Annotated in this window: 20 protein-coding genes; 17 read left to right on the top strand and 3 right to left on the bottom strand. The window is 44.9% G+C overall.

All coding sequences use genetic code 11. The features are described from left to right. Positions 1–203: 203 nt before the first annotated feature. The 5 genes from QUA25_RS16055 (at position 204) to folP (ending at position 3,954) form a co-directional block, all read left to right on the top strand. The gene (locus QUA25_RS16055; RefSeq protein WP_333039513.1) at positions 204–1,172 is read left to right on the top strand and encodes a hypothetical protein; all 969 of its coding nucleotides are present in this window, start codon (positions 204–206) and stop codon (positions 1,170–1,172) included. Between the two features lie 100 nt (positions 1,173–1,272). Further along, positions 1,273–1,458 (top strand): PCP reductase family protein, encoded by a 186-nt coding sequence (locus tag QUA25_RS16050; RefSeq protein WP_006633749.1) that lies wholly within the window; start codon positions 1,273–1,275, stop codon positions 1,456–1,458. Positions 1,459–1,533: 75 nt separating this feature from the next. Further along, positions 1,534–2,259 carry a triose-phosphate isomerase gene (tpiA, locus tag QUA25_RS16045; protein ID WP_333039556.1) on the top strand — a complete coding sequence of 242 codons (726 nt, stop codon included), beginning with the start codon at positions 1,534–1,536 and terminating at the stop codon, positions 2,257–2,259. A 129-nt stretch (positions 2,260–2,388) separates the two neighbouring features. Further along, on the top strand, positions 2,389–2,949 hold the full coding sequence (locus QUA25_RS16040; RefSeq protein ID WP_333039511.1) for a Uma2 family endonuclease: 561 nt from the start codon (positions 2,389–2,391) through the stop codon (positions 2,947–2,949). 135 nt (positions 2,950–3,084) lie between these two features. Beyond that, positions 3,085–3,954, top strand: coding sequence for a dihydropteroate synthase (folP, locus tag QUA25_RS16035; protein WP_333039508.1), 870 nt, complete (start codon positions 3,085–3,087; stop codon positions 3,952–3,954). On the opposite strand, the gene QUA25_RS16030 is transcribed toward folP, so the two are convergent. Next, positions 3,945–4,784: a stomatin-like protein gene (locus QUA25_RS16030; RefSeq protein WP_333039505.1), complete on the bottom strand. Its 840-nt coding sequence runs from the start codon at positions 4,782–4,784 to the stop codon at positions 3,945–3,947. The two genes, folP and QUA25_RS16030, sit on opposite strands and share 10 nt — an antisense overlap. A 191-nt stretch (positions 4,785–4,975) precedes the next feature. Here QUA25_RS16030 and QUA25_RS16025 point away from each other — a divergent pair, with 191 nt between their 5' ends. Further along, positions 4,976–5,746 carry a tetratricopeptide repeat protein gene (locus tag QUA25_RS16025; protein WP_333039503.1) on the top strand — a complete coding sequence of 257 codons (771 nt, stop codon included), beginning with the start codon at positions 4,976–4,978 and terminating at the stop codon, positions 5,744–5,746. A gap of 96 nt (positions 5,747–5,842) precedes the next feature. Here the strand turns inward: QUA25_RS16025 and aroB are convergent, their stop codons facing one another. Further along, a complete protein-coding gene (gene aroB / locus QUA25_RS16020) occupies positions 5,843–6,937 on the bottom strand; it encodes a 3-dehydroquinate synthase (protein WP_333039501.1) in 1,095 nt (364 codons plus the stop codon). A gap of 77 nt (positions 6,938–7,014) precedes the next feature. Here aroB and petL point away from each other — a divergent pair, with 77 nt between their 5' ends. Then, complete coding sequence (petL, locus tag QUA25_RS16015) at positions 7,015–7,116, top strand: cytochrome b6-f complex subunit PetL (protein ID WP_006633742.1); 102 nt, start codon at positions 7,015–7,017, stop codon at positions 7,114–7,116. Between the two features lie 723 nt (positions 7,117–7,839). Beyond that, entirely contained in the window at positions 7,840–13,302 is a 5,463-nt protein-coding gene (locus tag QUA25_RS16010) for an AAA family ATPase (protein ID WP_333039499.1), read from the top strand. A 245-nt stretch (positions 13,303–13,547) separates the two neighbouring features. Here the strand turns inward: QUA25_RS16010 and QUA25_RS16005 are convergent, their stop codons facing one another. Further along, the gene (locus QUA25_RS16005) at positions 13,548–13,772 is read right to left on the bottom strand and encodes a KTSC domain-containing protein (protein WP_333039497.1); all 225 of its coding nucleotides are present in this window, start codon (positions 13,770–13,772) and stop codon (positions 13,548–13,550) included. Positions 13,773–13,930: 158 nt separating this feature from the next. Here QUA25_RS16005 and QUA25_RS16000 point away from each other — a divergent pair, with 158 nt between their 5' ends. The 9 genes from QUA25_RS16000 to QUA25_RS15960 all read left to right on the top strand — a co-directional run bounded on the left by QUA25_RS16000 (position 13,931) and on the right by QUA25_RS15960 (position 25,178). Continuing rightward, the gene (locus tag QUA25_RS16000; RefSeq protein ID WP_333039495.1) at positions 13,931–14,521 is read left to right on the top strand and encodes a chromophore lyase CpcT/CpeT; all 591 of its coding nucleotides are present in this window, start codon (positions 13,931–13,933) and stop codon (positions 14,519–14,521) included. Positions 14,522–14,631: 110 nt separating this feature from the next. Continuing rightward, a complete protein-coding gene (locus QUA25_RS15995) occupies positions 14,632–15,780 on the top strand; it encodes an NAD-dependent epimerase/dehydratase family protein (protein ID WP_333039493.1) in 1,149 nt (382 codons plus the stop codon). A gap of 713 nt (positions 15,781–16,493) precedes the next feature. After that, positions 16,494–17,627: a glycosyltransferase gene (locus QUA25_RS15990; RefSeq protein WP_333039489.1), complete on the top strand. Its 1,134-nt coding sequence runs from the start codon at positions 16,494–16,496 to the stop codon at positions 17,625–17,627. A 340-nt stretch (positions 17,628–17,967) separates the two neighbouring features. Next, complete coding sequence (locus tag QUA25_RS15985) at positions 17,968–18,195, top strand: hypothetical protein (RefSeq protein WP_333039487.1); 228 nt, start codon at positions 17,968–17,970, stop codon at positions 18,193–18,195. A gap of 14 nt (positions 18,196–18,209) precedes the next feature. Continuing rightward, a complete protein-coding gene (locus tag QUA25_RS15980) occupies positions 18,210–20,864 on the top strand; it encodes a GAF domain-containing protein (protein WP_333039485.1) in 2,655 nt (884 codons plus the stop codon). A 150-nt stretch (positions 20,865–21,014) separates the two neighbouring features. Further along, on the top strand, positions 21,015–22,157 hold the full coding sequence (locus QUA25_RS15975; RefSeq protein ID WP_333039484.1) for a hybrid sensor histidine kinase/response regulator: 1,143 nt from the start codon (positions 21,015–21,017) through the stop codon (positions 22,155–22,157). Between the two features lie 150 nt (positions 22,158–22,307). Next, positions 22,308–23,138: a GUN4 domain-containing protein gene (locus QUA25_RS15970; protein ID WP_333039482.1), complete on the top strand. Its 831-nt coding sequence runs from the start codon at positions 22,308–22,310 to the stop codon at positions 23,136–23,138. Between the two features lie 727 nt (positions 23,139–23,865). Further along, positions 23,866–24,456, top strand: coding sequence for a YdcF family protein (locus QUA25_RS15965; protein WP_333039480.1), 591 nt, complete (start codon positions 23,866–23,868; stop codon positions 24,454–24,456). Positions 24,457–24,632: 176 nt separating this feature from the next. After that, positions 24,633–25,178, top strand: coding sequence for a GAF domain-containing protein (locus QUA25_RS15960; RefSeq protein ID WP_333039478.1), 546 nt, complete (start codon positions 24,633–24,635; stop codon positions 25,176–25,178). The last annotated feature ends 195 nt before the right edge of the window (positions 25,179–25,373 follow it).

Genomic DNA, 25,373 nt, shown 5'->3' with positions numbered 1-25,373 from the left:
ATCTTTCAAAGCCTGGGAGCATGGATGTCCCAACTGTTGATCTCATCAGATTCCATCAGGAAAGAGACTAAGCTCAAAAGTTTACTCTATATATCTTAGCTTTATTTCTCACTCAATTTTTTGCTAAAGTCCCCCTATTAAAAATAGAAGCTCTACTATAATCACTGGGAAAGAGTAAATTAACTTGATGGAGGTAACTTACTATGGAAGTAGCACGATCTGATTTTTCTCAAAATTTTTCTCAAAGCGTTCAAAAAACGAAAGAAATTTGGACTGAAAAAGTCGGAAAAGCAGTGAATTCTGTTTCAGAAGCAACAGCACAAGCTAAATCTTCTCTCTCCGAAACTGCGTATCACGCAAAAGAATCTCTGACTCAAACTACGAATTCTGCCGTTAATACTGTGAATCAAGCTACGAACAATGCTTTAGGTACTGTAGCGGATAAAACAGAAAAAGCGAGAATTTCTATATCTGAAGTCGCGAATCAAGCAGTTAGTCGCGTCAGTGAAAGTACCAACAAAGCTGTTGATGCTGTTTCTCACTCTGTGGCAACTGCTAAAGAAACTATTAATCAAACTACTAACTCTGCGGTCAATACTCTGAATCAAAGCACTAGCCAAGCTGTAGAGAGTGTAAATCAAGCTACAGAAAAGGCTAAGGCTTCATTAGAAGATAGCATTAACAAGGCGGGAAATATGAGCGGTGCCGCTTCAGATGCCATCAAAAGTGCTATCAATGGTACTGTCAAAGATTGGATTGACGCTCACCCTGTAGTCTTCTGGTTGGTGAGTCATCCGCTGATATCTTTAGCAATGTTGCTGATATTTATATTCATTATATTGGGCTTTTTTCAGGCTTTAGGTAGCTTTTTTGCAGAAGGCTGGTTATTTATTCTGCAAAGTCCTGGAAAATTTATGCAAGGGGTTTTGAGTTTCGGCTCTAAATCTGTAAGTAATTTCGGTGCAGTGGCTGTAAACTCCTTGGTTTCAAAGAATCCCGAATACCAAAATAATTCAGGTTTACAACAATTGAGGGGAGTTGAATCAAACAGTTTGGAGTCTCAAGAACGACTTGCTAATATTTTGACAAGGTTGGAGGCAATTCGACAAGAGCAGAATCAGCTTTTACAAGAAGCGTCGGCGATTTTAGGCAACAAACTTAAGGCAGAGTGAGAAGATGTGGCCCGATCGCAAATCGTGGTAAATTTAAGACATCCAGGCTTTCCATCAAAGCCATATCCATGCAGGCTTGTAGTCGATCGCTCAATACGCCATGCCCGATTCCGAATTTTCCGATGATCTAAAATGGACGCCAGAAGCCAAGGCGAAGCTGAAAAATATTCCCTATTTTGTCCGGGGACAAGCTCGCGTCCGCATCGAGCAGTTGGCCCGCGAAGCCGAAACCGAAGTCGTCACCGTTGACTTAGTTGAGCAAGCTCGCATCGAGTTTGGGCAATAAGGGCTCGAAAGGTACCCTAAAGCTTTACACTATAATTTGCCTGATTTTGATGTTCACAGAGCTACTGAGTCACCCGTGCGGAAAATAGTTATTGCTGGCAACTGGAAAATGTACAAAACTAGGGCAGAATCCCTAGAGTTTCTTCAAGGATTCATGTCCTGCCTGACGGAAACCCCAGAGGAACGGGAAGTCGTGCTTTGCGTTCCCTTCACTTCCTTGGCTGTCCTGTCGAAAAATTTGCACGGCAGCCGGATCAGACTCGGTGCTCAGAACGTCCACTGGCAAGAGTCTGGAGCTTTTACTGGGGAAATTTCCGGGCCAATGCTGAGTGAACTTGGTGTCCGTTATGTCATTATCGGCCACAGCGAGCGACGCCAATATTTTGGGGAAACTGACGAAACGGTGAATTTGCGGCTGAAAGCTGCTCAGAAATACGATTTAATTCCGATTCTGTGCGTTGGGGAAACCAAGCAGCAGCGAGATGCAGGCGAAACTGAAGCTCACATTTTTTCTCAATTGGAAAAAGATTTGGTTGATGTTGACCAAAATAAGTTAGTCATTGCTTATGAGCCTATTTGGGCGATCGGCACGGGCGATACTTGCGAAACGAAGGAAGCTAACCGAGTTATTGGTTTGATTCGCAGTAAATTGACTAATCCTGACGTGCCAATTCAGTACGGCGGCTCTGTTAAACCGGAGAATATTGATGAAGTTATGGCGATGCCTGAGATTGACGGGGTTCTGGTAGGCGGGGCGAGTTTGGAAGCTGCTAGCTTCGATCGAATTGTCAATTATCAGTAATTGCTAATTGGTAATTGCTAATTGGTAATTGTTAATTGGTAATTGGAACAAGGGCGGCGGGAATTAAACAGCGATCGCCTACAATTGTGATGTGCCGTTCAGTGTTTCTCGGATCGGGAGAATTAACCTATGACTGCGATCGTTAAACCCAAACCAGCCTTAGACGAGTTCCTCAAACTTCCTGAAACTGAACCGGCCTCAGAATTTCTTGAGGGACAAATCATTCAGAAGCCCATGCCTGAAGATGAACACAGCGTACTTCAAGGTGAACTCTGCAAGACTATCAATCAAGTAGCGAAAACTCGGAAAATTGCCAATGCTTTTCCCGAGTTACGCTGCACTTTTGGCGCCGCATCAATCGTGCCAGATGTAGCAGTATTCCGATGGGAAAGAATTCCTTTTTTGCCGTCGGGTAGAATTGCTAGCCGCTTTGACATTAATCCCGACTGGTCGATAGAAATTCTCTCTCCAAACCAAAGCCAAACAAAAGTGCTGAGTAACTTACTCCACTGTTCGCGACACGGAACTGAGTTGGGGTGGTTATTAGACCCAGAAGAAGAGAGTATTTTGGCAGTATTTCCAGGACAAAAAGTAGAACTGTATAAACGTGCAGCTCTGTTGCCAATCATTGATAAAATCGAATTAGAATTGACAGTTGACACTGTTTTTAGCTGGTTAAGTTTTGGTTGAACAGTCCTGAACGCATTAATAATCAAAGAAACCGGTTTTTTTACAGAATCTGTGGGTTGCAACGAAATATTGTAGTGAAAAACCCGGTTTCTGGCTACCCGTGCGTCCAGTCAAATCTCAAATCCCCCGATCGCCATGACAAATAACCCAGAAAAAATTATTATTAGAAATAAAGTTTTCGAGTGGGGAAAACGTACTTATTTAATGGGCGTTTTAAATGTTACCCCTGACAGTTTTAGCGACGGCGGAGATTTCTATACCATAGAATCTGCTTTGGCGCAAGCGGAAAACATGGTAAAATCGGGAGTTGATATTATTGATATTGGCGGTCAATCTACTCGGCCCGGTGCAGTGGAAATATCCTTAGCAGAGGAGATCGATCGCGTTATACCTCTCGTACAAATACTGCGGCAAAAAGCCGAGATTTTTGGCTCAGTTCCTATTTCTGTCGATACTACCAGAGCGCAGGTTGCCAAAGCTGCGGTTGAGGTCGGAGCGGATATAATTAACGATATTTCGGGAGCAACTTTTGACTCAGAAATGCTGTCAACCGTTGCTAAGTTAAAAGTGCCAATAATTTTAATGCACATTCGGGGAACTCCCCAGACAATGCAAAAACTCACGGATTATCAGGATTTAATTGGGGAAATTAAGGAATTTTTAGAGAGTCGAATTGCGGCGGCAGTTGCTGCGGGGATTGACAAATCTCAAATAATTATCGACCCTGGTATTGGCTTTGCCAAGACTTACAGTCAAAACTTAGAAATCCTGCGCGAGTTGCGAAAATTCAGTGTTTTAAACTGTCCGATTTTAGTAGGAGTATCGCGCAAAAGCTTCATCGGTCACATTTTGAATCAGCCAGAAGCGAAACAAAGAATTTGGGGGACAGCGGCGGCTTGTACAGGTGCGATCGCAAATTCGGCAGATATCTTGCGCGTTCACGATGTCAGAGAAATGGGCGATGTCTCTCAGGTAGCCGACGCTATCTTCAGGAATCAGTCTTGAGAAGTGTTAGTCTCGATAACTGTTATTTCCCTGCCCTCAGAAGGAGGCGTCACATCGGGCATAGAACCCATCAGCTCGCCCAGAGCTTCGCTCATGCTCCTCGGGTCCATAAACAGAATTTTGGCGTTGTCGCTTTCGCCCAATTTTTGTTGAGCGTCTAAGTATTTTTCGGTTACTAAGTAATTCAAAACTTGCTTGCTATTCGGATGAGAGTCTAAAGCTTCAACTAAGAGCCTCATGTACTCCTTAGTGCCGATCGCCTTATTGACCATTGCTTGCCACTCGCTCTTGGTGGCGCGCTCCAATTCCATAGCTTCTTGCACCCTTTTCGGAGGTGTTATGCTTTGAATTTCCACCCGAATTACTTTGACACCCCAAGTTTCGGTAGCTTCGTCCAACTTTTTGAGTAACTTTTTATTCATGTCATCTCGGGAACCCAAGATGTCTTGCATGGGCAATCGACCAATTTCAGCGCGAAACGTCGTTAAAACTAAGTTGGCGATCGCATTTTCAATTTGATCTATTCCATAATAAGCTTTCTGTAAATTCACAACCCGCCAATACACAACGGCATCGACTTCGAGAGCCACATTATCTCCCGTGATCGCTGACTGAGGTTTAATGTCTAAAACTCTTTCACGGCTTGTGTCCACGCAGACGACTTTTTCGACCAGGGGGCTGATAAAGTGGAATCCTGGCTTGAGGGTGCGCTTGTATTGACCCAAACGTTCCACTAAAGCTTCGTCGCCACCGCTGACTATTTTGACGCTTGAGTTAACAGCGTAGCCGAGGATGAGCGCAAAGAGCATGGTAAGAATAGACTGCCCCATTTCTATTTTCCTGCTAAGGTTGACTGAGAATCGATCGGAATTCTACTCTAATTTAACTCAAACTCGGCCACACAGTGCTAAAATATCTCGACTGTTAATAACTAACTATTTCATCGGGTGGGCCTCATCGGCTCCGACTCTTACGGCGCTAGTGAAACCCAGCATATCAACAACACGTTTCCACAAAAGACATGAAAAACGATCGAGAGTTTCGCTGGTTCAAACCTTTGAGGTGGATGGCCCCAAGCATTTTGGTGGGTGCAGGAATCTGCAGTGTCGCAGCGGCGCAACCGGCACAAGCTGAGCCAATCGCCCTGCAACTCTCGCAAAACTTGCAGTCGCAGAACTTGCAGCCACCGCGCCGAGGCCCTGCTGTTCGAGAAGTTCTGTCCTACGAGATGAAGGGAGACGAACTCAGGATTTGCAAGCAGGAAGGCAACTCCGAGAAAAAGTGCCAAGTTGTAGGTAAAGGCTACACGATGGGTTTGAGAACTGCCAACGACCTTTACGGTCAAGGAAATGCTGTCAATGCCGAAGCTTTGTACCGGCAACTAATCGCTCGCTATCCCAAAGAAGCGGATGCTTATTACAAGTTGGGAAGTATGCTGTCGGGGCAAGGTAAAATGAGCGATGCGATCGTTCTCTTCCAAAAAGCAATTGAAGTCAACCCGCAGCACGCCAAAGCTCACAACGATTTAGGCGTGGCGATGGCAAGTCAGGGGCAGTTGCCCGAGGCAATTGTTCAGTGGAGACAAGCCGTTAAAATTAACGATCGATATCCCGATGCTTTAAACAATTTAGGAGTCGGTTTGTACCAGCAAGGAGACAAGGAAAACCAAGCGGAGGCCGTAGCCAGCCTGACAAAAGCTAAGGAGTTATTTATCAAGCAAGGTAGAACTCAAGCGGCTAACAGAGTAGATAAAATTTTGGAGGAAATTAATTCGCAGTCGAGCGGTTCCTAAACTCAACCGCCGATCGCCCATTGAAAGAAAAAACATCTTTGGCGATCGGCGTTAATGGGGGTTCAGCGACGGTTAAACACCCCCAAAAACGAGAATCTAAAGCATTTCCTTCAAAACTTGTATAATCAAATCCCCATCCACTCGATCGCTCACAGCAGCCTCACCCAAGCGCACCGGCAACACAAACCGCACCTTGCCATCCTGCACCTTTTTATCTAGTTGCAAAGTATGCAAAATTTCCTCAACATCGACACCCGCCGGCAATTTGGCAGGTAAACCCGCTTTTTCAATCAAAGCAGACTGGCGGCGATCGCACTCAGCATCCCACATTCCCAACTCCACAGCCAACCGGCTTGATGCAGCCATGCCGATTGCCACTCCTTCCCCGTGATTGATCACCTTGTAATTGGTCAAACTTTCCACAGCATGACCGATGGTGTGTCCGTAATTCAAAATCGCCCGCAAACCCGATTCCTTCTCGTCTTTGCTGACCACCTCAGCCTTAGCTTGGCAAGACCTACTCAAAATTTCAGCCAACAAATCCGCCTTCACATAGCGCATTTGATCCAAACGCTTGCAATTCTCCAACTTCCCAAAAAGTTCAGCATCCCAAATCACCCCGTACTTGATGACTTCCGCCATCGCCGAACGAAACTCCCTCGCCGGCAGAGTTTTGAGTACATCCGGGTCAATTAACACCAAACGCGGCTGGTGAAAAGCCCCGATTAAATTCTTCCCTAAAGGATGATTTACCCCCGTTTTGCCGCCAATTGAAGCATCAACCATCGCCAGCAGCGAAGTCGGAACTTGCACGACATTAATTCCCCGCAGCCAAGTCGCCGCAGCAAAACCTGTCATATCGCCCACCACCCCGCCGCCCAAAGCCACCATTGTCGAGGAACGTTCTAAACGGTTTGCTAAAGCCGCACCGTAAATTTTCTGCACCGAATTTAAAGTTTTGTACTGTTCTCCCGGTGGTAAAATGCAGCTACTGACTTCCAGACCGGCCGATTCGAGGGCTGCTGTTGCTCTTTCGCCGTACTGCCGAAAAATCGACTGATTCGACACCAGCAGCACTTTTTTGCCCAAACTTAGATCGCCCATCAGACTGCCGAGTTCGTCTAAACCGCCCGATCGCACGCAAACATTGTAAGATTGTGGCCCCAAGTCAACTTTAATTATGGATTGCATATTTATCTAATTTAGATATTAGATTTTAGATTATAGTTCTTATAGGTCTTTTTATTGATTGTTTTGGAGAAATTGCAATGACTCTTAGCGGAGCAATAACTTATTTTGGGATTTTCGGCGGCATGATCGGCTTGGCGACAGTGCTGATGTTTGGTTTGCGGGCTGTGAAACTCATCTAATTCGCCTGCTTTGTGACTTGGAACTCAGAGATTGAAACCTCTGGTAAAAGTATTGATCGTCCGAAGTCTTTGCGCCCCAAAAATCTCTGATTAAACTAGGAGATTTTGCGCGCAAATGCTTCGGTCGATACAACCTGAGAGTTAAATTAGCTTAATGAGACTCTTGGCTGACTGACAATTCCTGGACGAACACTAATTAATCTAACCCCGAAGATACTTCTCGGCACAAAGCAACAGACCCGAAAAATCTTCTAAAATGAAACGAAAGTAAGGCTGGAAGTTGTTGCGAATCAAAAGAGCAAGACTCCGATACTCAAATATGTTACTAAATTTACCTAAACCTATTGGTTGCAACAAGTTATAGGTGAAAACTCTCACCCTGGCATCTGAATTAATTGGAATATCCAACTATGTTTGCCATAAAGCAATCGCTCAAATCAAATAATAACAAAGCGACGCTACAAAGAAGTCAAACCAGAGCAGGTACGGGGAGTAGTCGCCAGTTTATCCATCCTCAGCCACCGTCGCGTAAGTTCTGTTTAAATATCTGCACCTACTTACATAAGGTCACAATTATTGCAAAGCGGGCGTTTTAACAAACGCTCTGATAATATTTGCCGAGTAGTTAGCTACGATCGAGCTTCTTTAGAAATTTATCCCAGACAAGTAAATCCTGCTACTTGGGCAGCAATACAAAATAACTTAAGATTAGCTTAAAAAATTATGAATGCGATCGCCAACTTACCCGATTATCAAATCACAGAGCAATTATACACAGGTACGCGCACCCTTGTCTATCGAGGCATCCGTACCAGCGACCAACAACCCGTCGCCATCAAATTACTACGAAATGAATACCCAAACTTTAACGAACTCGTTCAATTCCGCAACCAATATACCATTGCCAAAAATCTCGACTTTCCTAGTATCGTCAAACCCTTAACCCTAGAATTATATGGCAATGGCTATGCCTTAGTCATGGAAGACTTTGGTGGAATTTCCTTATCTGACTATCTCCAAACAGCCACGGATGAAAATCCCCACTTTCAATATTTACCTTTAGCTGAATTTCTCAGAATATCTCTTAAAGTAACCGAGATTCTGCATTATTTATACCAAAATAGAGTCATACACAAAGACATAAAACCCGCTAATATTCTGATTGATCCCGCCACCAAAAAAATCCAATTAATTGATTTTAGTATTGCTTCTCTCCTACCAAGAGAAACCCAAGAGATTCAGAATACTAATGATTTAGAAGGCACCTTAGCCTATCTTTCTCCTGAACAAACTGGTCGAATGAATCGAGGCATAGATTATCGTAGTGACTTTTATTCTCTGGGAATGACATTTTATAAATTATTGACGGGAACATTACCATTTAAATCGGAAGATGCAATGGAATTGGTACATTGTCACCTCGCGAAACAGCCGATACCCATCCATCAAATTCATTCAGAAATTCCGCTAGTTTTGTCAGAAATTGTCAGTAAGCTGATCGCAAAAAATGCCGAAAATCGTTATCAGACTGCCTTGGGAATTAAGCACGATTTAGAAATCTGTCTAGCTCAACTACAAACTACAGGGACAATAGAACCTTTTGAAATAGGAAAGCGAGATATCAGCGATCGCTTCCTAATTCCAGAAAAACTCTACGGAAGAGAAGCCGAAGTCAATCAACTATTAAATTCCTTCGAGCGCGTCGCTAATGGCACAACAGAAATGATGCTAGTAGCGGGTTTTTCGGGCATTGGGAAAACCGCAGTAGTTAATGAAGTACATAAACCCATTGTCCGGCAACGCGGCTATTTTATTAAAGGGAAATACGACCAATTTCAACGGAATATTCCCTTTTCAGCATTCGTACAAGCTTTTTGCGATTTAATCGGGCAACTATTATCAGAATCCGAAGAACAATTGCAAACATGGAAAACCAATATTCTCGCAGCAGTGGGAGAAAACGGGCAAGTATTAATTGATGTAATTCCTGAGTTAGAAAACATCATCGGTAAACAGCCACCAGCCATAGAATTATCAGGAACAGCCGCCCAAAATCGCTTTAATTTATTATTTCAAAAATTTGTCAAAGTCTTTAGCAGTAAAGAACATCCCTTGGTGATGTTTTTAGATGACTGGCAATGGGCTGATTCTGCATCACTGAGTTTGCTCTCATTATTGAGGCAACAAGATACAGGATATCTATTGATATTAGGTGCTTACCGAGATAATGAAGTGTCACCAGTACATCCATTTATCTTAACCATAGATGAACTGCTCAAAACTGGGGCAACGGTAAATACGATTACATTACCACCGTTAAGAGAATCCGATATTAATCAATTGGTAGCAGATACGCTAAATAGCGAACTATCTCTTGCCCAGCCTTTGACAAAATTAGTCTATCAAAAAACCAAGGGAAATCCTTTCTTTGCAACTCAGTTTCTCAAAGCTTTACACGATGACAATTTAATTACCTTTAATTGGGATATCCAGCATTGGCAGTGCGATATTGCCCAAATCAAAGCCTTGGCAATTACTGATGATGTTGTTGAATTCATGGGGTTGCAATTGCAGAAATTACCAATCCCAACTCAAGATATCTTAAAGTTAGCTGCTTGTATTGGGGCGCAGTTCGATTTGCATACTTTGGCAATAGTTTCAGAACAATCGGAAACAGATACAGCCACTGTGTTATGGAGAGCATTGCAGGAGGCTTTGATTTTACCGATTAGTAATGTTTATAAGTTTTATCAGGTTGAAGGAAATAATAACTTCAGCCTAGAAAATAAAAATGCTAATAAACAAAATGCTAGATACAGATTTTTGCACGATCGCGTTCAACAAGCTGCCTATTCTCTGATCCCAAAAAACCAAAAACAGGCAACTCATCTCAAAATTGGTCAACTGCTCCAACAAAACTTATCAGAGATAGAAAAGGAAGAAAATCTATTTGATATTGTCGGGCATTTGAATGTAGGAAGTGGGTTAATTACTCAAGCTGAAGAACGAGAAGCCTTAGCGAGACTAAACTTAGCAGCCGGACAGAAAGCCAGAAATTCTACAGCCTATTCAGCCGCCAGAAGTTTTGTGCAAATAGGGATTGAATTGCTAACCCCAGACTGTTGGCAAACTCAGTATGAATTAACCCTCAATCTGTATGTATCTGCGGCGGAAACTGCCTACTTAAATGCTGATTTTGATAATATGGAAAAAATGGCCGATCTGGTTTTGCGATCGGCCAAAACAATACTAGATAAAGTAAAGATATTTGAGATTCAAATCAACGCACTGACAGCAAAGGCTCAGATATTAGAAGCGATCGCTGTAGGTAGAGTCGCTCTAGCACAATTGGGGGTTGAACTGCCCTCTGAACCTGATGAAGCTTTTACTAACACCGCGCTACAAACCCTTACCAAGCAACTCGAAGGCAAACAGATGGAGGAACTGATTCACCTGCCTATAATGAGCGAGCCTCGGACAATTGCATCAATTCAACTATTAACAATGTTGTTGGCGCCCATTGTACAAGCAAGTCCGGCCTTGCTGCCTGTGCTTGGCTGCACAATGGTGAGCCTATCACTTCAATTTGGAAATGCGCCCGCCTCAACCACGGGATATGTAACTTATGGTATGGTACTGTCTACTTTTTTGGGAGAGGTAGAAAGGGCGTATAGTTTTGGGCTAGTAGCTCTGAGCTTACTCGATCGGTTTAATGTACGTGAGTTTAAGTGTGTAACCTTAGTGTGGTTTGTGTGTTTTATTCAGCATCGTCGAGAAGCAATAAGGGCTACAATTCCAATGACCAAAGAGGCTTTTATAGCTGGCATGGAAAGCGGCGATTTCCTCAATGCTGGCTACAGCATATTCCATTATTTTTATGCTCAGTTCTTTGCTGGATTAGAGCTGGAGGATTGGGAACCAGAAAGCGAAAATTACTGTCTTGTCTTAGGGAGTATGAAGCAATATTCTGCTCTGGCTTATCTAAAGATGCAACAACAAACAGTGCAGAACTTGAGGTCAATTATTAATCAAGCGGATTTATTAAACGGCACTGCATACGATGAAGGTTTGATGATTCCTAAGTACCATCAGGATAATAATTTTTATGCGCTAGGTTTTGTTTATGCCTACAAATTAATGCTTGCCTATCTTTTTGGCAACTACACTAATGCCCTAGATTACATTGTCCAAGCTAACCGCTATTCGATCGCCACAGGAGCACAAGTTCATACTCCAGTTTTCCATTTCTATGCCGGGTTAACCTACTTGACATTTTACTGTACCCAGTTAGAAATTGAGCAAACTAACACTCTTGAGGAGGTAGAAACCCATCAAACTACACTGGCGGAATGGGCGCACCATGCACCGATGAATCACCAACATAAAGTTAACTTAGTAGAGGCAGAAAAATGCCGAGTTTTAGGCAAGAATTATGAAGCCGGAGATTTGTACGATCGCGCAATTGCCGGAGCCAAAGAAAACCAATATATCCAAGAAGAAGCGTTAGCTAATGAACTAGCAGCTAAATTTTATCTGGGCTGGGGCAAAGAAAAATTTGCTTCTGGATATATGCAGGAAGCATATTACTGTTACACCCGATGGGGTGCGAAGGCGAAAGTTGCTTATTTAGAACAACACTATCCCCAACTACTAGGGGCTATTCTCCAACCGACTAAACGAGCTATCATATCTGGGGGAACAATCTCTCCCACGCTGATGAGAAGCGTAACTAGCACCAGTAACAGCAACACCCAGAATTTATGGTTAGATTTTCCGGCGGTGATGAAAGCAGCACAAGCTATTTCACAGGAAATTGAATTAGAGAAACTATTAGCGACTTTGATGCAAATTGCGATCGCCCATGCCGGAGCGCAAACCGGAATTTTAGTGATTGATCAAGAGGCAAAATGGTTAGTAGTGGCGAAAGCGGATCAAAACCATACAGAAAAGAGGCATATTCCTTTAGCTGAATGTCAAGAATTACCCCAAAAGTTTATTTATTCTGTAGCCAGAAGTCAAACAACGGCGGTTTTTGATAACTTGAGTGCTTCCACTCAATTTGCAGGCGATGGCTATATCATCACCCAGCAGCCTAAATCAGCTTTATGTATTCCGATTAGCAAGCAGGGAAAATTAATCGCGATTTTGTATTTAGAAAATAATCTTACAGTGGGAGCGTTTACAAGCGAGCGCATCGAAACCCTCTCAATTCTTAGTGCTCAAGCCGCTATATCCATTGAAAACGCCCGTTTGTATAAACAAGTAGAAAACTACTCTCAAACCTTGGAAGCGGAAGTAGAGCGAAAAACAGAAGAGTTAAGCCAAAAAGCTTTTGATTTAGAGCAAACCTTGAAAAATTTACAACAAACCCAAGCACAATTAATTCAGAGTGAAAAAATGTCAGCCGTCGGTCAACTGGTAGCGGGGATAGCACACGAAATTAATAACCCAGTTACTTTTATTCATAGTAATCTTCAGCCCACAGAAAATTATATAAAAGCTTTGCTGAATTTGCTGGAACTTTATCAGCAAGAATATCCAAATAAAAGCTCAGCAATTAAAGCAAAGATTGAGGAAATTGAGTTAGCATTTATCACGGAAGATTTAACTAAGATCCTGCAATCCATGAAAGTCGGAAGCGAACGAATCAAACAAATTATCCTGAGTTTGCGTAATTTTTCTCGTTTAGACGAAGCAGAAATGAAATCTGTAGATTTACACGCCGGGCTTGAAAGCACTTTACTAATTTTACAAAACCGCTTCCAAGAAAGTGACAATCAACCAAAGGTACAAGTGATTAAAGAGTATGGCAGCCTTCCTCATGTCACCTGTTATGCGAGTGAGATGAATCAGGTATTTATCAGTATTATTAGTAATGCTCTTGATGCTCTCAAACAAGTTAGTAAAACTAATAAACATCCTTTTCTTAAGATTCAGACTGAAGTCATAGAAAAAGAGTTGGTAAGAATTGCGATCGCTGATAATGGTAGTGGGATTCCTACCGATATTCAAAAACGCATATTCGAGCCATTTTTTACAACTAAACCTGTGGGTAGTGGTACAGGTTTAGGTTTATCTGTAAGCTATGCTATTATCAAAAAACATGGGGGTAAATTAACCTGTGATTCGACCGTGAGCAGCGGGACAATTTTTGTAATTGAGATTCCGATAAACTATCTGGTATAACTTGAGCTAGAGAGGGACTCAAATATTGATGTCAAGAGGAAACTAGAAGGGGCTTAAAAAATAACCGGGATTTTCGTAATTGGGAAAGGGACGATCGCATCGGGGACACCGAGTGGTAAACAAAGGGTGAGTATCCAGCAATTCCAATTGTTCCTCTCACCTCCACAATCAAAAAATCTGGGTGAGAGTTCGTCGCTCGCAAAAATCACGATTAGAGATTCAAAACGCCTAGATTAATGCCGTACTTACCGCCGCCGTTTCTTCGCCTGTTGGTACGGATAGCAGTCAATCACACAATCTCTCATGTAACTCCCTTTGGAATCAGAGTCCATCAGTTCTAGATAGACATTATTCGGCACTTCAGAATATAGATAGGTTTTGCCACTATTGAAAACAACCTCCAGAGTAGAAGTTGTTTCGTCATAACCCACAGCTTTTATCATGCTAGATTCGACTGGTTGTAGTTTCATGATTTCCCGATAAGTGAGCGCACCTGAAAAAAAAGCATACCCAAATCCCGGACTTTTTAAAGAAGTCACGACTTTAAAGCCCGATCGCACCTGAATTTCCCCTAAAATAATTTCTACTCCCTCAATCCAAAATCTAAAATCTAAAATCTAAAATCGAAATGACTCATTCCACAGATATCGTCACCCTCGCCCGCTGGATGGCTGCCGACTTCAGCAACCAAGCCCAAGCCTTTGAAAACCCGCCATTCTTCGCCCACATCCGCGTTTGCATGAGGCCTTTGCCCGTCGAACTCCTCGATGGGATCAGCTTGTACCTAGAACAAGCCTACGATATTGAACTGAATGTACCGTACCGAGTCCGAGTTTTGAAATTAGTCCCCGTGGACGATCGAATCGACATCGAAAATTATGCCATAGAAAACGAAGAACAATTCTACGGCGCTTCCCGCGACCCGCAACGGCTGCAAGAAATCAAAAAAGCACAACTGACACTGCTTCCCGGCTGCACCTTTATTACGCAGTGGACGGGCCACAGCTTCAAAGGGTCTGTCGAACCCGGAAAAGGCTGCATGGTGGTCAGAAAGGGCAAAAAAACCTATCTAGACAGCGAATTCGAGATTGACCAAGACAAATTTATTAGCCACGATCGCGGACGTGACCCAGAAACCGACGCCCACGTCTGGGGAGCCCAGGCCGGCCCCTTTGAATTCACCCGCCGGGCCAGTTTCGCCGACGAAATTCAGGTTTAATCTAAAAAAACAGACTCCTTCCTGGGCCAACACGCTTGATTAAAGGTTCAGAATGCACCAATACCTGGTACATTAACCCAGTATTGGCAAGCAAGATTCACCGTTGATTTATGAAAGTCCTGGTTATTGGTGGCGATGGCTATTGCGGTTGGGCAACCGCACTCTACCTTTCTAACAAAGGTTACGAAGTTGGCATCCTCGACAGCTTCGTGCGGCGGCACTGGGATCTGGAACTGTGCAGCGACACCCTCACTCCCATCGCACCGATTCAGCAACGACTCCAGCGATGGCAAGATTTAACGGGCAAGTCGATCGACTTGTTCGTCGGTGACATCACCAACTACGATTTTCTCAGCAAAAGCATGAGAAAATTTGCACCAGAGGCGATCGTCCATTTCGGCGAACAGCGTTCGGCACCTTTCTCAATGATCGATCGCGAACACGCAGTCCTCACTCAAGTCAATAACGTCGTCGGGACACTCAACCTGCTGTACGCCATCCGCGAAGACTTCCCCGAGTGTCACCTAGTGAAATTGGGGACAATGGGTGAATACGGCACCCCGAATATTGACATTGAAGAAGGCTACATTACGATCGAACACAACGGCCGCAAGGATACACTACCCTATCCCAAACAACCAGGCAGTTTCTACCACCTGTCAAAAGTCCACGACTCCCACAACATCCATTTTGCTTGCAAAATCTGGGGTTTAAGAGCCACCGACTTAAATCAGGGCGTAGTCTACGGCGTGCTCACAGATGAAACCGGCATGGATGAACTGTTGATCAACCGTTTGGACTACGACGGAGTATTCGGGACAGCATTGAACAGATTTTGCATCCAAGCTGCGATCGGTCATCCTTTGACCGTTTACGGAACTGGCGGACAAACCCGCAGCTTCTTAGACATTCGGGATACCGTGCGGTGCGTGGAATTGGCGATCGCCAACCCCGCCGAAGCCGGACAATTCCGCGTCTTCAACCAATTCACCGAACAATTCAGCGTCGGCGACTTAGCCTCCTTGGTGCAAAAAGCAGGCATGGCAATGGGATTAAAAGTAGAAATCAACAACATCGAAAATCCCAGAGTCGAGAAAGAAGAACATTATTTCAATGCCAAAAACACCAATTTGCTAGACCTCGGTTTGCAACCGCACTATCTCTCAGATTCCCTGCTCGATTCTCTGCTGAATTTTGCTACAAAATATCAGCACCGTGTCGATAAAAACCAGATTTTGCCGAAGGTTTCTTGGAAGTAAGTTCTGGTATCTACCTGCGGGGTAAGAGATTTTTTAACGAACCGCGAAGGCGCGTTAGCGAAGCGGCGCGTAAGCGCTAGGGCGCGAAGTAAGAGAAAAGAAGGGAAGAGAAGAGAAATGTTTGCAAGTTCAGAAGGGATTTCGTTGTAGATTAATTTTTTCATATCTATCTTTTTGATCTTTTGTTTTGTGTCCTATGCGTCCTCTGCGCTTAATTGCCAAATGGCATAAGGTTTTTTGTGCGGGCTTTTGGGGAATAAAGCCGCACAAAGTCAAATTCTCGTTCTGTTGCTTTTGGTGGTTCTGCTGGGATTGTCAGCGAGGGCAGTTTGTGCTTATTATTTAATAGCGGAATGAGCTGCTGTAACGACAAGTGATCTATCTAAATTAGTGGCGAGTTAGCGAAGGCTTATCTGCCACTTAAAAAGCAAGATAAATTGCCGGAACAGCACAGGAAATTCACAGAATTAATTGCTTGACCGAAAGTGTGGGAAGGCTTTTAGGTGGGATAATTGTATCAATTGGCATTCAGGGAATTGGCATTTTATCCCAAAAACCTCTCGCTCGAAATAAGCGGTAGTGCAACAGAAAGAAGAAGTGTAGAAAATCAGCCGATCGCACGCCATGACTTACTCCCCGCGACACAGTGTATTTTGTTACCGATGACCTTGGCCCCTGGCTATGATTATCGGCTCCCTAAGTAACTTATTTTTATGAAAATTGCTCTTTTCACTGAAACATTTCTGCCGAAAATAGACGGCATTGTGACGCGCCTGATTCACACTGTAGATCACTTGCAGCGCGCAGGCGAACAAGTTCTGATATTTTCTCCAGATTACGGGATTAAAGAGTACAAAGGCGCCCGAGTTTACGGTGTGGAGGGTTTGCCTTTGCCGATGTACCCGGAATTAAAAATGGCACTTCCTTCTCCGGCTGTCGGTCGGCAATTAGAGCAGTTTAAACCGGATATTATTCACGTTGTCAATCCCGCTATTTTGGGATTGGGCGGTATATATTACGGCAAAAAGTTCAACATTCCGATTTTGGCTTCTTATCACACGCATTTGCCCAAATACTTGCACCACTACGGTTTCGGAGTCCTCGAACCTTTATTGTGGGAACTACTCAAAGGAGCGCACAACCAAGCAGAATTGAATCTGTGTACTTCTACAGCAATGGTGGAAGAACTCAGAAACCACGGCATCGATCGGGTAGATTTGTGGCAGCGGGGCGTAGATACTGAAATGTTTGTCCCGGAATTGGCAAGTCGAGAAATGCGATCGCGCCTTTCGGAAAATAACCCAGACAGTCCCCTGCTGCTGTACGTCGGTCGCCTCGGTGCAGAAAAAGAAATCGAACGGATCAAACCAGTCCTCGCAGCGATTCCCGATGCCCGCCTCGCCTTAGTGGGAGACGGCCCGCATCGGCAAACCCTTGAACAATATTTTGCCGGTACACCCACTAATTTTGTCGGCTACCTCAAGGGGCAAGAACTCGCAAGAGCTTACGCATCGGCCGACGCCTTCATTTTTCCCTCCCGCACCGAAACCCTGGGCTTAGTGCTCCTAGAAGCAATGGCTGCGGGGACGCCTGTAGTGGCGGCGCGCAGCGGCGGAATTCCCGATATCGTCACCGACGGTGTTAACGGATATTTATTTGACCCCGCCGACGAAGAAGGAGCACTCGCCGCCACCAAGCGTCTGTTTGCGAATCCCGAAGAACGGGAAACCTTGCGCCATAACGCTCGCCGAGAAGCCGAACGCTGGGGTTGGGCCGCCGCCACCGCACAACTCCAGCGGTACTATCAATCAGTGGTATTTGCCCAGTCTGTGCCCAGAGCAGCCTAAATGTGAGGATCTGTAGCACCTTTAAACTTCACCGCCAGCTTAGTTTCGCTGTTCGATCGTCAGTTGGTAGTGAAGAGGGATGTTTTCAAAGATTGATCAAACTTTTTTGCTGCATAAATTACCGTCGCTATCCTGCTGTTGCGTTTACCATTAAACTATGAGTAAGCTCTGTAGGAATGCCTTGCGCGCTGCTTTCATAGCGCCCTTTACCTGACCGGATACGGTCGCCGAGTGCGCTAAAACAGTCACACCGCGCGCTGGGGCCGAGCACAGAGCGTCAAATCCACACTGCACTCTCGATCGAACTAAAGCCTGTCACCTAATTTTCAGGCTAGCCGTTTTGCGAACTCAAGTTCAGCTTGAATTGACGAACCCTCATCAGTATCGAGGTTGTAAAAAAGATCGATCGAGCATACATAACAAGCAAACAGAAGTTGCGTGCGCCACTTTTGAACTCACGATTCATCAAAGCGACAAGCGAGTGCCGATGCGCTTGCAAACAAATTCAAGAGTTTGCACCGCCGTCGCATCTCGCGCCGATCGACCTGCGGTCAGTCTATCCCTCTGAGCAAGCAGTTAATCATGACATTCTCCAATACTGGTAGCGTTCTGGCTACACTGACTCAAGTCAATTTTATGGGGGCATTGACCTCCCGTGTTAAGAGCCTGCCAGTTCCTGAATTAGTGTGCCTGCTGGACTTTATCACGGCTGAATTTCAGCAATTTATCCGGGCGATGGACCTGATTAACAATGAAGCACTCGAAAGTCTCTTAGAGCAACTTTTAGATGCCTTCACTGTCAAAATTGGTCAAATTTTGCAAGCAGACCGGACAACAATTTTTTTGGTTGACTCCAACAAAAATCAACTGTGGCACAAAACACTCGATCCACTGACGGGCGAGGATGTAGAAGTGCGCTTGCCTATGGATGCAGGCATTTTAGGCTACGTAGCAACAACCGGAAAATCGATTAATGTCGCCGAAGCTCGATCGCACGAGTATTTTAATACCGAAGTAGACGAACCACCGGGCTACCAGATCGATACCATGCTCTGTATGCCAATTTTTAGCAGTAAGAGCCAAGAGGAACCCGTAGCGGTGGTCAGACTGTTAAATAAAGCTGGCAAAGTCTCCTTTAGCGAGGAAGACGAACAACAGTTCCAGGCTTTTGCAGATTCGATCGGGATTATTCTCGAAAGCTGTCAGTCTTTCTACGTCGTGGCCCGCAACCAGCGAGGGGTTGCCGCACTGTTGAGAGCCACCACGACTTTGGGTCAAAGTCTTGACTTGGAAACAACTTTGCGCTCTGTGATGGATCAAGCTCGCGACTTGATGCAAGCCGATCGCAGCACGCTATTTTTGTTAAATCGGGAAACCAACGAACTTTGGACAAAATTAGCTAAGGCTGACGGCACAACGATGATGGAAGTCCGCCTTCCGGCGAATAGGGGAATTGCTGGCTACGTGGCTTCGACTGGTCAACCTCTAAATATTACAGATGCTTACGACGATCCCCGCTTTGACCCCTCTACAGACCAGCAAACGGGATACCGCACTCGGACTGTCTTGTGTATGCCAGTGCATAACGCTAAAGGTGAGCTGATCGGGGTAACTCAGCTAATTAATAAGAACCAAGGTACTTTCACCCCTTCCGACGAAGAGTTTTTGCGAGCGTTTAATTCCCAAGCGGGAATGGCGTTGCAAAATTCTCAACTGTTTCAGAACGTGATGGTGGAAAAGCAGTATCAAAAAGATATGCTGCAAAGTCTTTCTGATGCAGTGATTTCCACGGATTTGAAGGGGCGAGTTGTGACTATCAATGAAGCAGCCCTAGAATTGTTGGGCTGTCCGGTAAATCAAGCTAAAAGCAAACACAATCCCCAGATTTGGGAAGATAAACTGGTGAATCGCTATGTTTGGGAAGTTGTGCCGATCGACAATTTGCAATTTCGACTAGAAGACAGTCTCAAAAATGCTGCCCGACATTACGTTCCCGAACAAAGTTTAACTGTGGGACTGTTGGTAGAAAAAACACTTAATTCCCAACAACAAAAAGAAGAAGAAGAAAGTTATATTTTGGCTGTGCCCGATCGCGCTGAGCCTACTTTATATTACGCTTGGGGCGAAAACCGCGCGTGGACTGAGGAAGTAGCGCTGGCAGAATTAGCTAATGCCCAATCTCTATTTGCCCTGCGAAATTCTGCCCTGTATCACCCTTATTGCCCGCTGCCCATCCCCGCCTCTCGAATTAAAGTAATTGAACGCAGTTTGAATTTGACGGTCAACCCGCTGCTAAATCCAGAGGGCGGAGTGCGCGGCGGTTTAGTGGTACTCGAAGACATCAGCCGCGAAAAGCGGATGAAAAATACGATGTACCGCTACCTGACTCCTGGAGTCGTAGATAAAGTGATGGCCTTGGGCGAAGGCGCCTTGATGGTGGGCGAACGCAAAGAAGTGACTATTTTATTTTCCGACATTCGCGGCTATACCACGCTGACCGAAAATTTGGGAGCGTCCGATGTGGTATCTCTGCTGAACGAATATTTTGAGACGATGGTGGAGGCCGTTATCCACTACGAAGGCATTTTAGACAAGTTTATCGGCGATGCTTTAATGGCAGTTTTCGGCGCACCCCTGCCGCTGAATCCCCCGGAAAGTCACGGTTGGATGGCGGTGCAGTCGGCTTTAGATATGCGCCGGCGTTTGAAAGAGTTTAATGATTCTCGCCCCGGTGCAGATCCATTTCGCTTCGGAATCGGGATTAGTTCTGGAGAAGTGGTTTCGGGAAATATTGGTTCCCAAAAGCGCATGGATTACACGGTAATCGGGGATGCGGTGAATTTGAGTTCGCGATTGGAACAGCTTACAAAGGAGTACGGATGCGATATAATTTTGAGCGAATTTACATACAGTTTGTGTCGCGAAGGAATTTGGGTGCGAGAGTTAGACAAGGTGCGGGTTAAGGGCAAAAATCAGCCAGTTGGTATTTACGAGTTGCTGCAAAATAGTTCTGAACCAATTGATGGGGAAACCCTTCGGTTTTTGGAACTTTACAGTAACGGTAGGGATGCTTATATTGCTAGAAACTTTCAGAAAGCTATTAGTTATTTTGAAGCGGCTTTAGCAATGCGACCCAGCGATCGACCTGTGGAAGTTCACCTCGATCGATCCCTGAGCTATTTGGAAGTACCCCCGCCCGATGATTGGGACGGTGTGCATAGGATGACAACCAAGTAGTAGCTCATATTACATCCGAGTGCTCAAAAGTAAAAAGATTTGATAAAGATTTTAAATCTTCCTTATGACAGAGTTAACAAGTGTAAAAATGTGAAATGATAAATCGGATGGCATATTAAAGTTAGTATTTATTTCCAGGCTAACAATTAAATGAGTTATTTATCTGTTCCGAATGCCACAAAAGCCGATCGCATTCTGGTGGTAGACGACGCACCAGATAATGTTTTGTTGGTTCAGACAATCCTAGAAGAAGAAGGTTACGAAATTAGCACGGCGGAAAACGGCTTTTCTGCCTTGAGTCAAATTGACAAGTCAGCCCCGGATTTGGTACTGCTAGACGTGATGATGCCGGGAATGGATGGTTACGAAGTCACTAAACGAATCCGAGAAAATAAGGAATTGCCGTTTATGCCGATTTTGCTGATCACTGCTCACGACAGTGCGAGCGTAGTGCAGGGATTGGACATGGGAGCAGACGATTTCATCCGCAAACCAGTAGAAATGGATGAACTGCTGGCGAGGGTTCGATCGCTCCTGCGACTAAAACACAGCGTAGACGAGCGCAATTCGATCGCCCTCCAGCGCGAAGATTTTGTCTCCCGACTCGCTCACGACTTGCGGACGCCCCTCGTAGCAGCCGATCGAATGCTAACTTTAATGCAGCAGGGAGCTTTGGGAGAAATTTCCCTTCCCATGCGCGACGCTTTCGGGACGATGGTTCGCAGCAACAAAAACCTGATCGCGCTCGTAAATATGCTGCTGGAAGTCTACCGCTACGAAGCAGGCGCCAAATCCCTAAGTTTCGCTGCCGTGGATTTGCGCCAGCTTATTACTGAGGTAGCTGAAGAACTAGCTCCCCTAGCCGATGCTAAAGGTTTGTCGATAAATTTAGACTTGACAGAAAGTGCAGAAAGTGCACCGATTGCGAAGTATCCGGGCGATCGTCTGGAACTCCACCGCTTGCTAACAAATCTCATCGGAAATGCGATTAAATTCACCGACAAGGGCTCAATAGATGTCAGCTTAAAAGCTGCCAATTCACCTGCTTATACGAGCTTCAAAAACCAACCGCTGGCATGGGTAATAATAGAAATAAAAGACACTGGTGCCGGTATTTCTCCCACCGAAAAAGCAAAGTTATTTGAAAGGTTTGGTTCGGGAACTCACAAGAGATCCGCTACAGGTTTGGGACTACACCTCTGTCGGCAAATTGTCGAAGCTCACCGCGGGACGATCGAGGTAAAATCAGATTTGGGCAAAGGCAGTTTGTTTACTATTCGCTTGCCTTGTTAGAGGGGTATAAATAACTCTAACTTTCGGGTGCTAAATGCCCAAATTAGTACAGAAAAACTCTCATTGTAGGGTGCAAAGTGCGTACCTAATAGAATTAGGGTTAATTTACGCGATGTAATATAATTACTTGGCAACCGAATTTATGGCAATATGTCTAACTGTCCAGTGTGCGGTGCTGAATACATAGAAGAAAAAGCAGAGTTTTGCTCGATTTGCGGCTGGGATTTGACTCCCTACCCGCAACGTGCTAAGCCTTCCAAAACTTATTTAAAAAAAGAACAAGTTAGATTGCAGTGGGCCAAACAAATGTGGGAATTGGCTCGCAATCAACAAAATTGGTCAGCTAAATTTGATGAGTTGCAGAGCGAATTTCAGGAAGGTGCGATCGCCCGCACGTACATTCAATCTCAGTTAGAATGGGTTCTGTACCGCCTCGAACAACTAAACCCCGAATTGATTGTCAGCACTCTACTGCGACTAGAAGACAAAATAGCCGCCATACCTGACCAAACTCCCGCTATCTCGGAAGTGGGGATGGACTACCGCCAACTGACAAAGCTATTAGAAACCGGAAAATGGCGCAAAGCTGATGAACACACTTGGGAAATCTTGCTGCAAATCGCTGTCAGGCAAGACGAAGGCTGGCTGAGTGCAGCCGATATTGACAGTTTTCCTCTTACAGACCTTCGCACGATCGACCAACTTTGGCAACAATACAGCAGCGGGCGGTTCGGGTTAAGCGTGCAGCAGCAGATTTGGGAAAGTACCGAGGCAAATTATACTGAATTTTGCGATCGAGTCGGCTGGCGAGTCAAGGAAAATTGGAAATATTACAGCGAGCTCTCCTTCAACGAAGATGCTCCCCCCGGACATCTCCCCGTCACCGCATGGAGACAGCGCGCCTGTTACGGTGCTGGTAAACTCACGGCAGCAGAAAACTTTGCCCGCATCGCTGCGAAATTGGTAGCGTGCGATCGCTAATCATCGAAAATAAAAAATTCAAAATCGACATTAACTGCTATAATCAAAACGGTTTAGCAACTGGGGCTGTGGCTCAGATGGATAGAGCAAGCGCCTCCTGAAGCATCGGGCACCCTGCGAGGAAACTCTGGGAGTGAATGTGGTCAAATTTGGTGAAACCTAAAGAGTTCGTGGATTCCTATAACTCTAAGGCAATACCAAGCCAAGCCTGAGTTCAGGGCGATTAAACAATCGCCTATATTGAAATCAGGAAGGTTTAGAGACTAGACGGTCACCACCTAAAAGCTGCAAGCATATGGTGAAGGTATAGTCCAGAGAGTGGGGAAACTCACACAAATCTGAAGCGCTAGGTCGCCGGTTCGAACCCGGCCAGTCCCGTTAAAAATCAAGAAAAATTAACAGCAGGAGGGGTAAGCCTAAGTTTTGCCCCTCTTTTTTGCATATCCGCTAACGAATTCGCCCACAGACGAATACTTGCTTGAAGATGAGGACTTACGCAGAACATCTATAGAATCCATCTGAAATCTAAAATCTAAAATCTAAAATCACCTGTTTAAGCCCCACCACAAGCGTAGAGTCAATCTAAAATCTAAAATCTAAAATCTAAAATCTATGATCCCCCGACCCTTTTTTTAATTTTAATTTTTAATTCCTGTTAGTGGGCTATACGTGCGGTATTTTTTGTTATGGTTCCTTTGTGAGTTACATAAAATTTTTATAGGTTTAGATGTGGTTAAGAATCAACTCAAACACGCAGCGTTACAAGCGTTTGAACACTTCACGCAGTTTTTGGTTCCTAGTAGGGCTTTTGACGGCGTGCTGGTTTGGCTATCAGCAGGTTAAGAGCGAATTTCAGAGACCCCAAGCTTTGTTAGTTCTAGGTGGGGCTACGGAGCGAGAGGTGTTTGCCGCCAAATTTGCTCGGGCTCATCCTGAATTGCCGATTTGGGTGTCGTCTGGGAGCAATCCGGAGTTCGCGGAATGGGTATTTTCAGAAGCGGGAATTGAGTCCGATCGCCTGCACTTAGACTACAGAGCGGTGGACACGGTAACAAATTTTACCACCCTGGTAGATGAATTGAAAGCTCAAGGGATTGAGAGCGTGTATCTGATCACTTCTGACGATCATATGCGGCGAGCTCAGATTATCGGCGAAATCGTACTCGGCAGTCGAGGCATTAGTTTTAAGCCTGTGGCAGTTCCGTCTGGGCGAACCCCCGAACCGGTGGAAAAAGCTGTTCGCGACGGTGCTAGGGCTATTCTTTGGCTGACAACCGGTTATACGGGTGCTGACTTCAGCCAAGCCAGAATTGAATAAACAAAGGAAAGCATTGAGCAAGTTTTAAATTTTTTCCCATTCCCTCTGGTTTTAAAACTTGTCTTCTATAGCGATTTAAGGCATCGGGAAGACGCTGATAACAAATGGGTAAAAGGAGAGAAGAGAAAAGAAGGAGTAGTTTAAAATTAGTAGATGAACTTCAAAAGCTAAAGTTAATGACCGACCAAATTCTGCCACAAGTTCTAGAGCAAATTTTGAGTGACAGCAAAACGCCGGATGCTGTTTTTTCGGCTTTGGTGCCGGCTTTAGGGGAGGTGTTAAATTGCGATCGGGTCTTTCTCTACCTCCGCAATCCTGAAACGCAAATGGGCAGAGTACCTTACTGCTGGCGTCACAACTCGAACATTCCAGAGGTTTGGGACGCAGAATGGAAAAAAGAACCGGAATCTTTAGGGGAAGAAGACCCTTTGTTTGCAGCAGCTTTGCGAACTGAACCTTCGATTTTTGTTGAGGATGTTGAAACAGCAAATCCTGAAGTTGTCAACAAAGATTTTGAGGCAAAAGAGTTCGGACATCGAGCTTTGATTCACGCTCACCTTTGTGCTGACGGCTTATTGTGGGGGGTTTTGCAGCCTTGTAGGTTCGATCGCCCCAGAGTTTGGACTGACTTCGATCGCCAAGTTATCGCAGCAGTTACAGAAAAAATTTCGCCTTTAGCTGTCGCTTATGTCACCGCCTCAGCATCAAAAGATGAGCGATAAAAATCAATAATTTACCTGTAGGGAGCGCGTGGGCAATGAATGAATGTCCACTTCAGACTAAAACCGCATCTAGATCGCGGTTTTAGCCGAATCTCAATACCCTTCCCGGGGGACGAAACACCGTTTCCGCTTCCCCCCTTTTTTAGTTAGGGGGGATCGATGCGCTAATTTTCACCGAAAAGTCTGGTACTAAAT

It is taken from the genome of Microcoleus sp. Pol17C6, assembly GCF_036701145.1.
Taxonomy (GTDB): domain Bacteria; phylum Cyanobacteriota; class Cyanobacteriia; order Cyanobacteriales; family Microcoleaceae; genus Microcoleus.
Note: the sequence above shows the minus strand (reverse complement) of the source record. Positions and strands in the feature narration are given on the sequence as shown.

Excerpts from the sequence above, each read along its gene's own strand:
- QUA25_RS16055 (WP_333039513.1), top strand. The coding sequence starts at position 204 with ATGGAAGTAGCACGATCTGATTTTTCTCAAAATTTTTCTCAAAGCGTT.
- QUA25_RS16050 (WP_006633749.1), top strand. The coding sequence starts at position 1,273 with ATGCCCGATTCCGAATTTTCCGATGATCTAAAATGGACGCCAGAAGCC.
- QUA25_RS16040 (WP_333039511.1), top strand. The coding sequence starts at position 2,389 with ATGACTGCGATCGTTAAACCCAAACCAGCCTTAGACGAGTTCCTCAAA.
- folP (WP_333039508.1), top strand. The coding sequence starts at position 3,085 with ATGACAAATAACCCAGAAAAAATTATTATTAGAAATAAAGTTTTCGAG.
- QUA25_RS16030 (WP_333039505.1), bottom strand. The coding sequence starts at position 4,784 with ATGGGGCAGTCTATTCTTACCATGCTCTTTGCGCTCATCCTCGGCTAC.
- QUA25_RS16025 (WP_333039503.1), top strand. The coding sequence starts at position 4,976 with ATGAAAAACGATCGAGAGTTTCGCTGGTTCAAACCTTTGAGGTGGATG.
- aroB (WP_333039501.1), bottom strand. The coding sequence starts at position 6,937 with ATGCAATCCATAATTAAAGTTGACTTGGGGCCACAATCTTACAATGTT.
- petL (WP_006633742.1), top strand. The coding sequence starts at position 7,015 with ATGACTCTTAGCGGAGCAATAACTTATTTTGGGATTTTCGGCGGCATG.
- QUA25_RS16010 (WP_333039499.1), top strand. The coding sequence starts at position 7,840 with ATGAATGCGATCGCCAACTTACCCGATTATCAAATCACAGAGCAATTA.
- QUA25_RS16005 (WP_333039497.1), bottom strand. The coding sequence starts at position 13,772 with ATGAAACTACAACCAGTCGAATCTAGCATGATAAAAGCTGTGGGTTAT.
- QUA25_RS16000 (WP_333039495.1), top strand. The coding sequence starts at position 13,931 with ATGACTCATTCCACAGATATCGTCACCCTCGCCCGCTGGATGGCTGCC.
- QUA25_RS15995 (WP_333039493.1), top strand. The coding sequence starts at position 14,632 with ATGAAAGTCCTGGTTATTGGTGGCGATGGCTATTGCGGTTGGGCAACC.
- QUA25_RS15990 (WP_333039489.1), top strand. The coding sequence starts at position 16,494 with ATGAAAATTGCTCTTTTCACTGAAACATTTCTGCCGAAAATAGACGGC.
- QUA25_RS15980 (WP_333039485.1), top strand. The coding sequence starts at position 18,210 with ATGACATTCTCCAATACTGGTAGCGTTCTGGCTACACTGACTCAAGTC.
- QUA25_RS15975 (WP_333039484.1), top strand. The coding sequence starts at position 21,015 with ATGAGTTATTTATCTGTTCCGAATGCCACAAAAGCCGATCGCATTCTG.
- QUA25_RS15970 (WP_333039482.1), top strand. The coding sequence starts at position 22,308 with ATGTCTAACTGTCCAGTGTGCGGTGCTGAATACATAGAAGAAAAAGCA.
- QUA25_RS15965 (WP_333039480.1), top strand. The coding sequence starts at position 23,866 with ATGTGGTTAAGAATCAACTCAAACACGCAGCGTTACAAGCGTTTGAAC.
- QUA25_RS15960 (WP_333039478.1), top strand. The coding sequence starts at position 24,633 with ATGACCGACCAAATTCTGCCACAAGTTCTAGAGCAAATTTTGAGTGAC.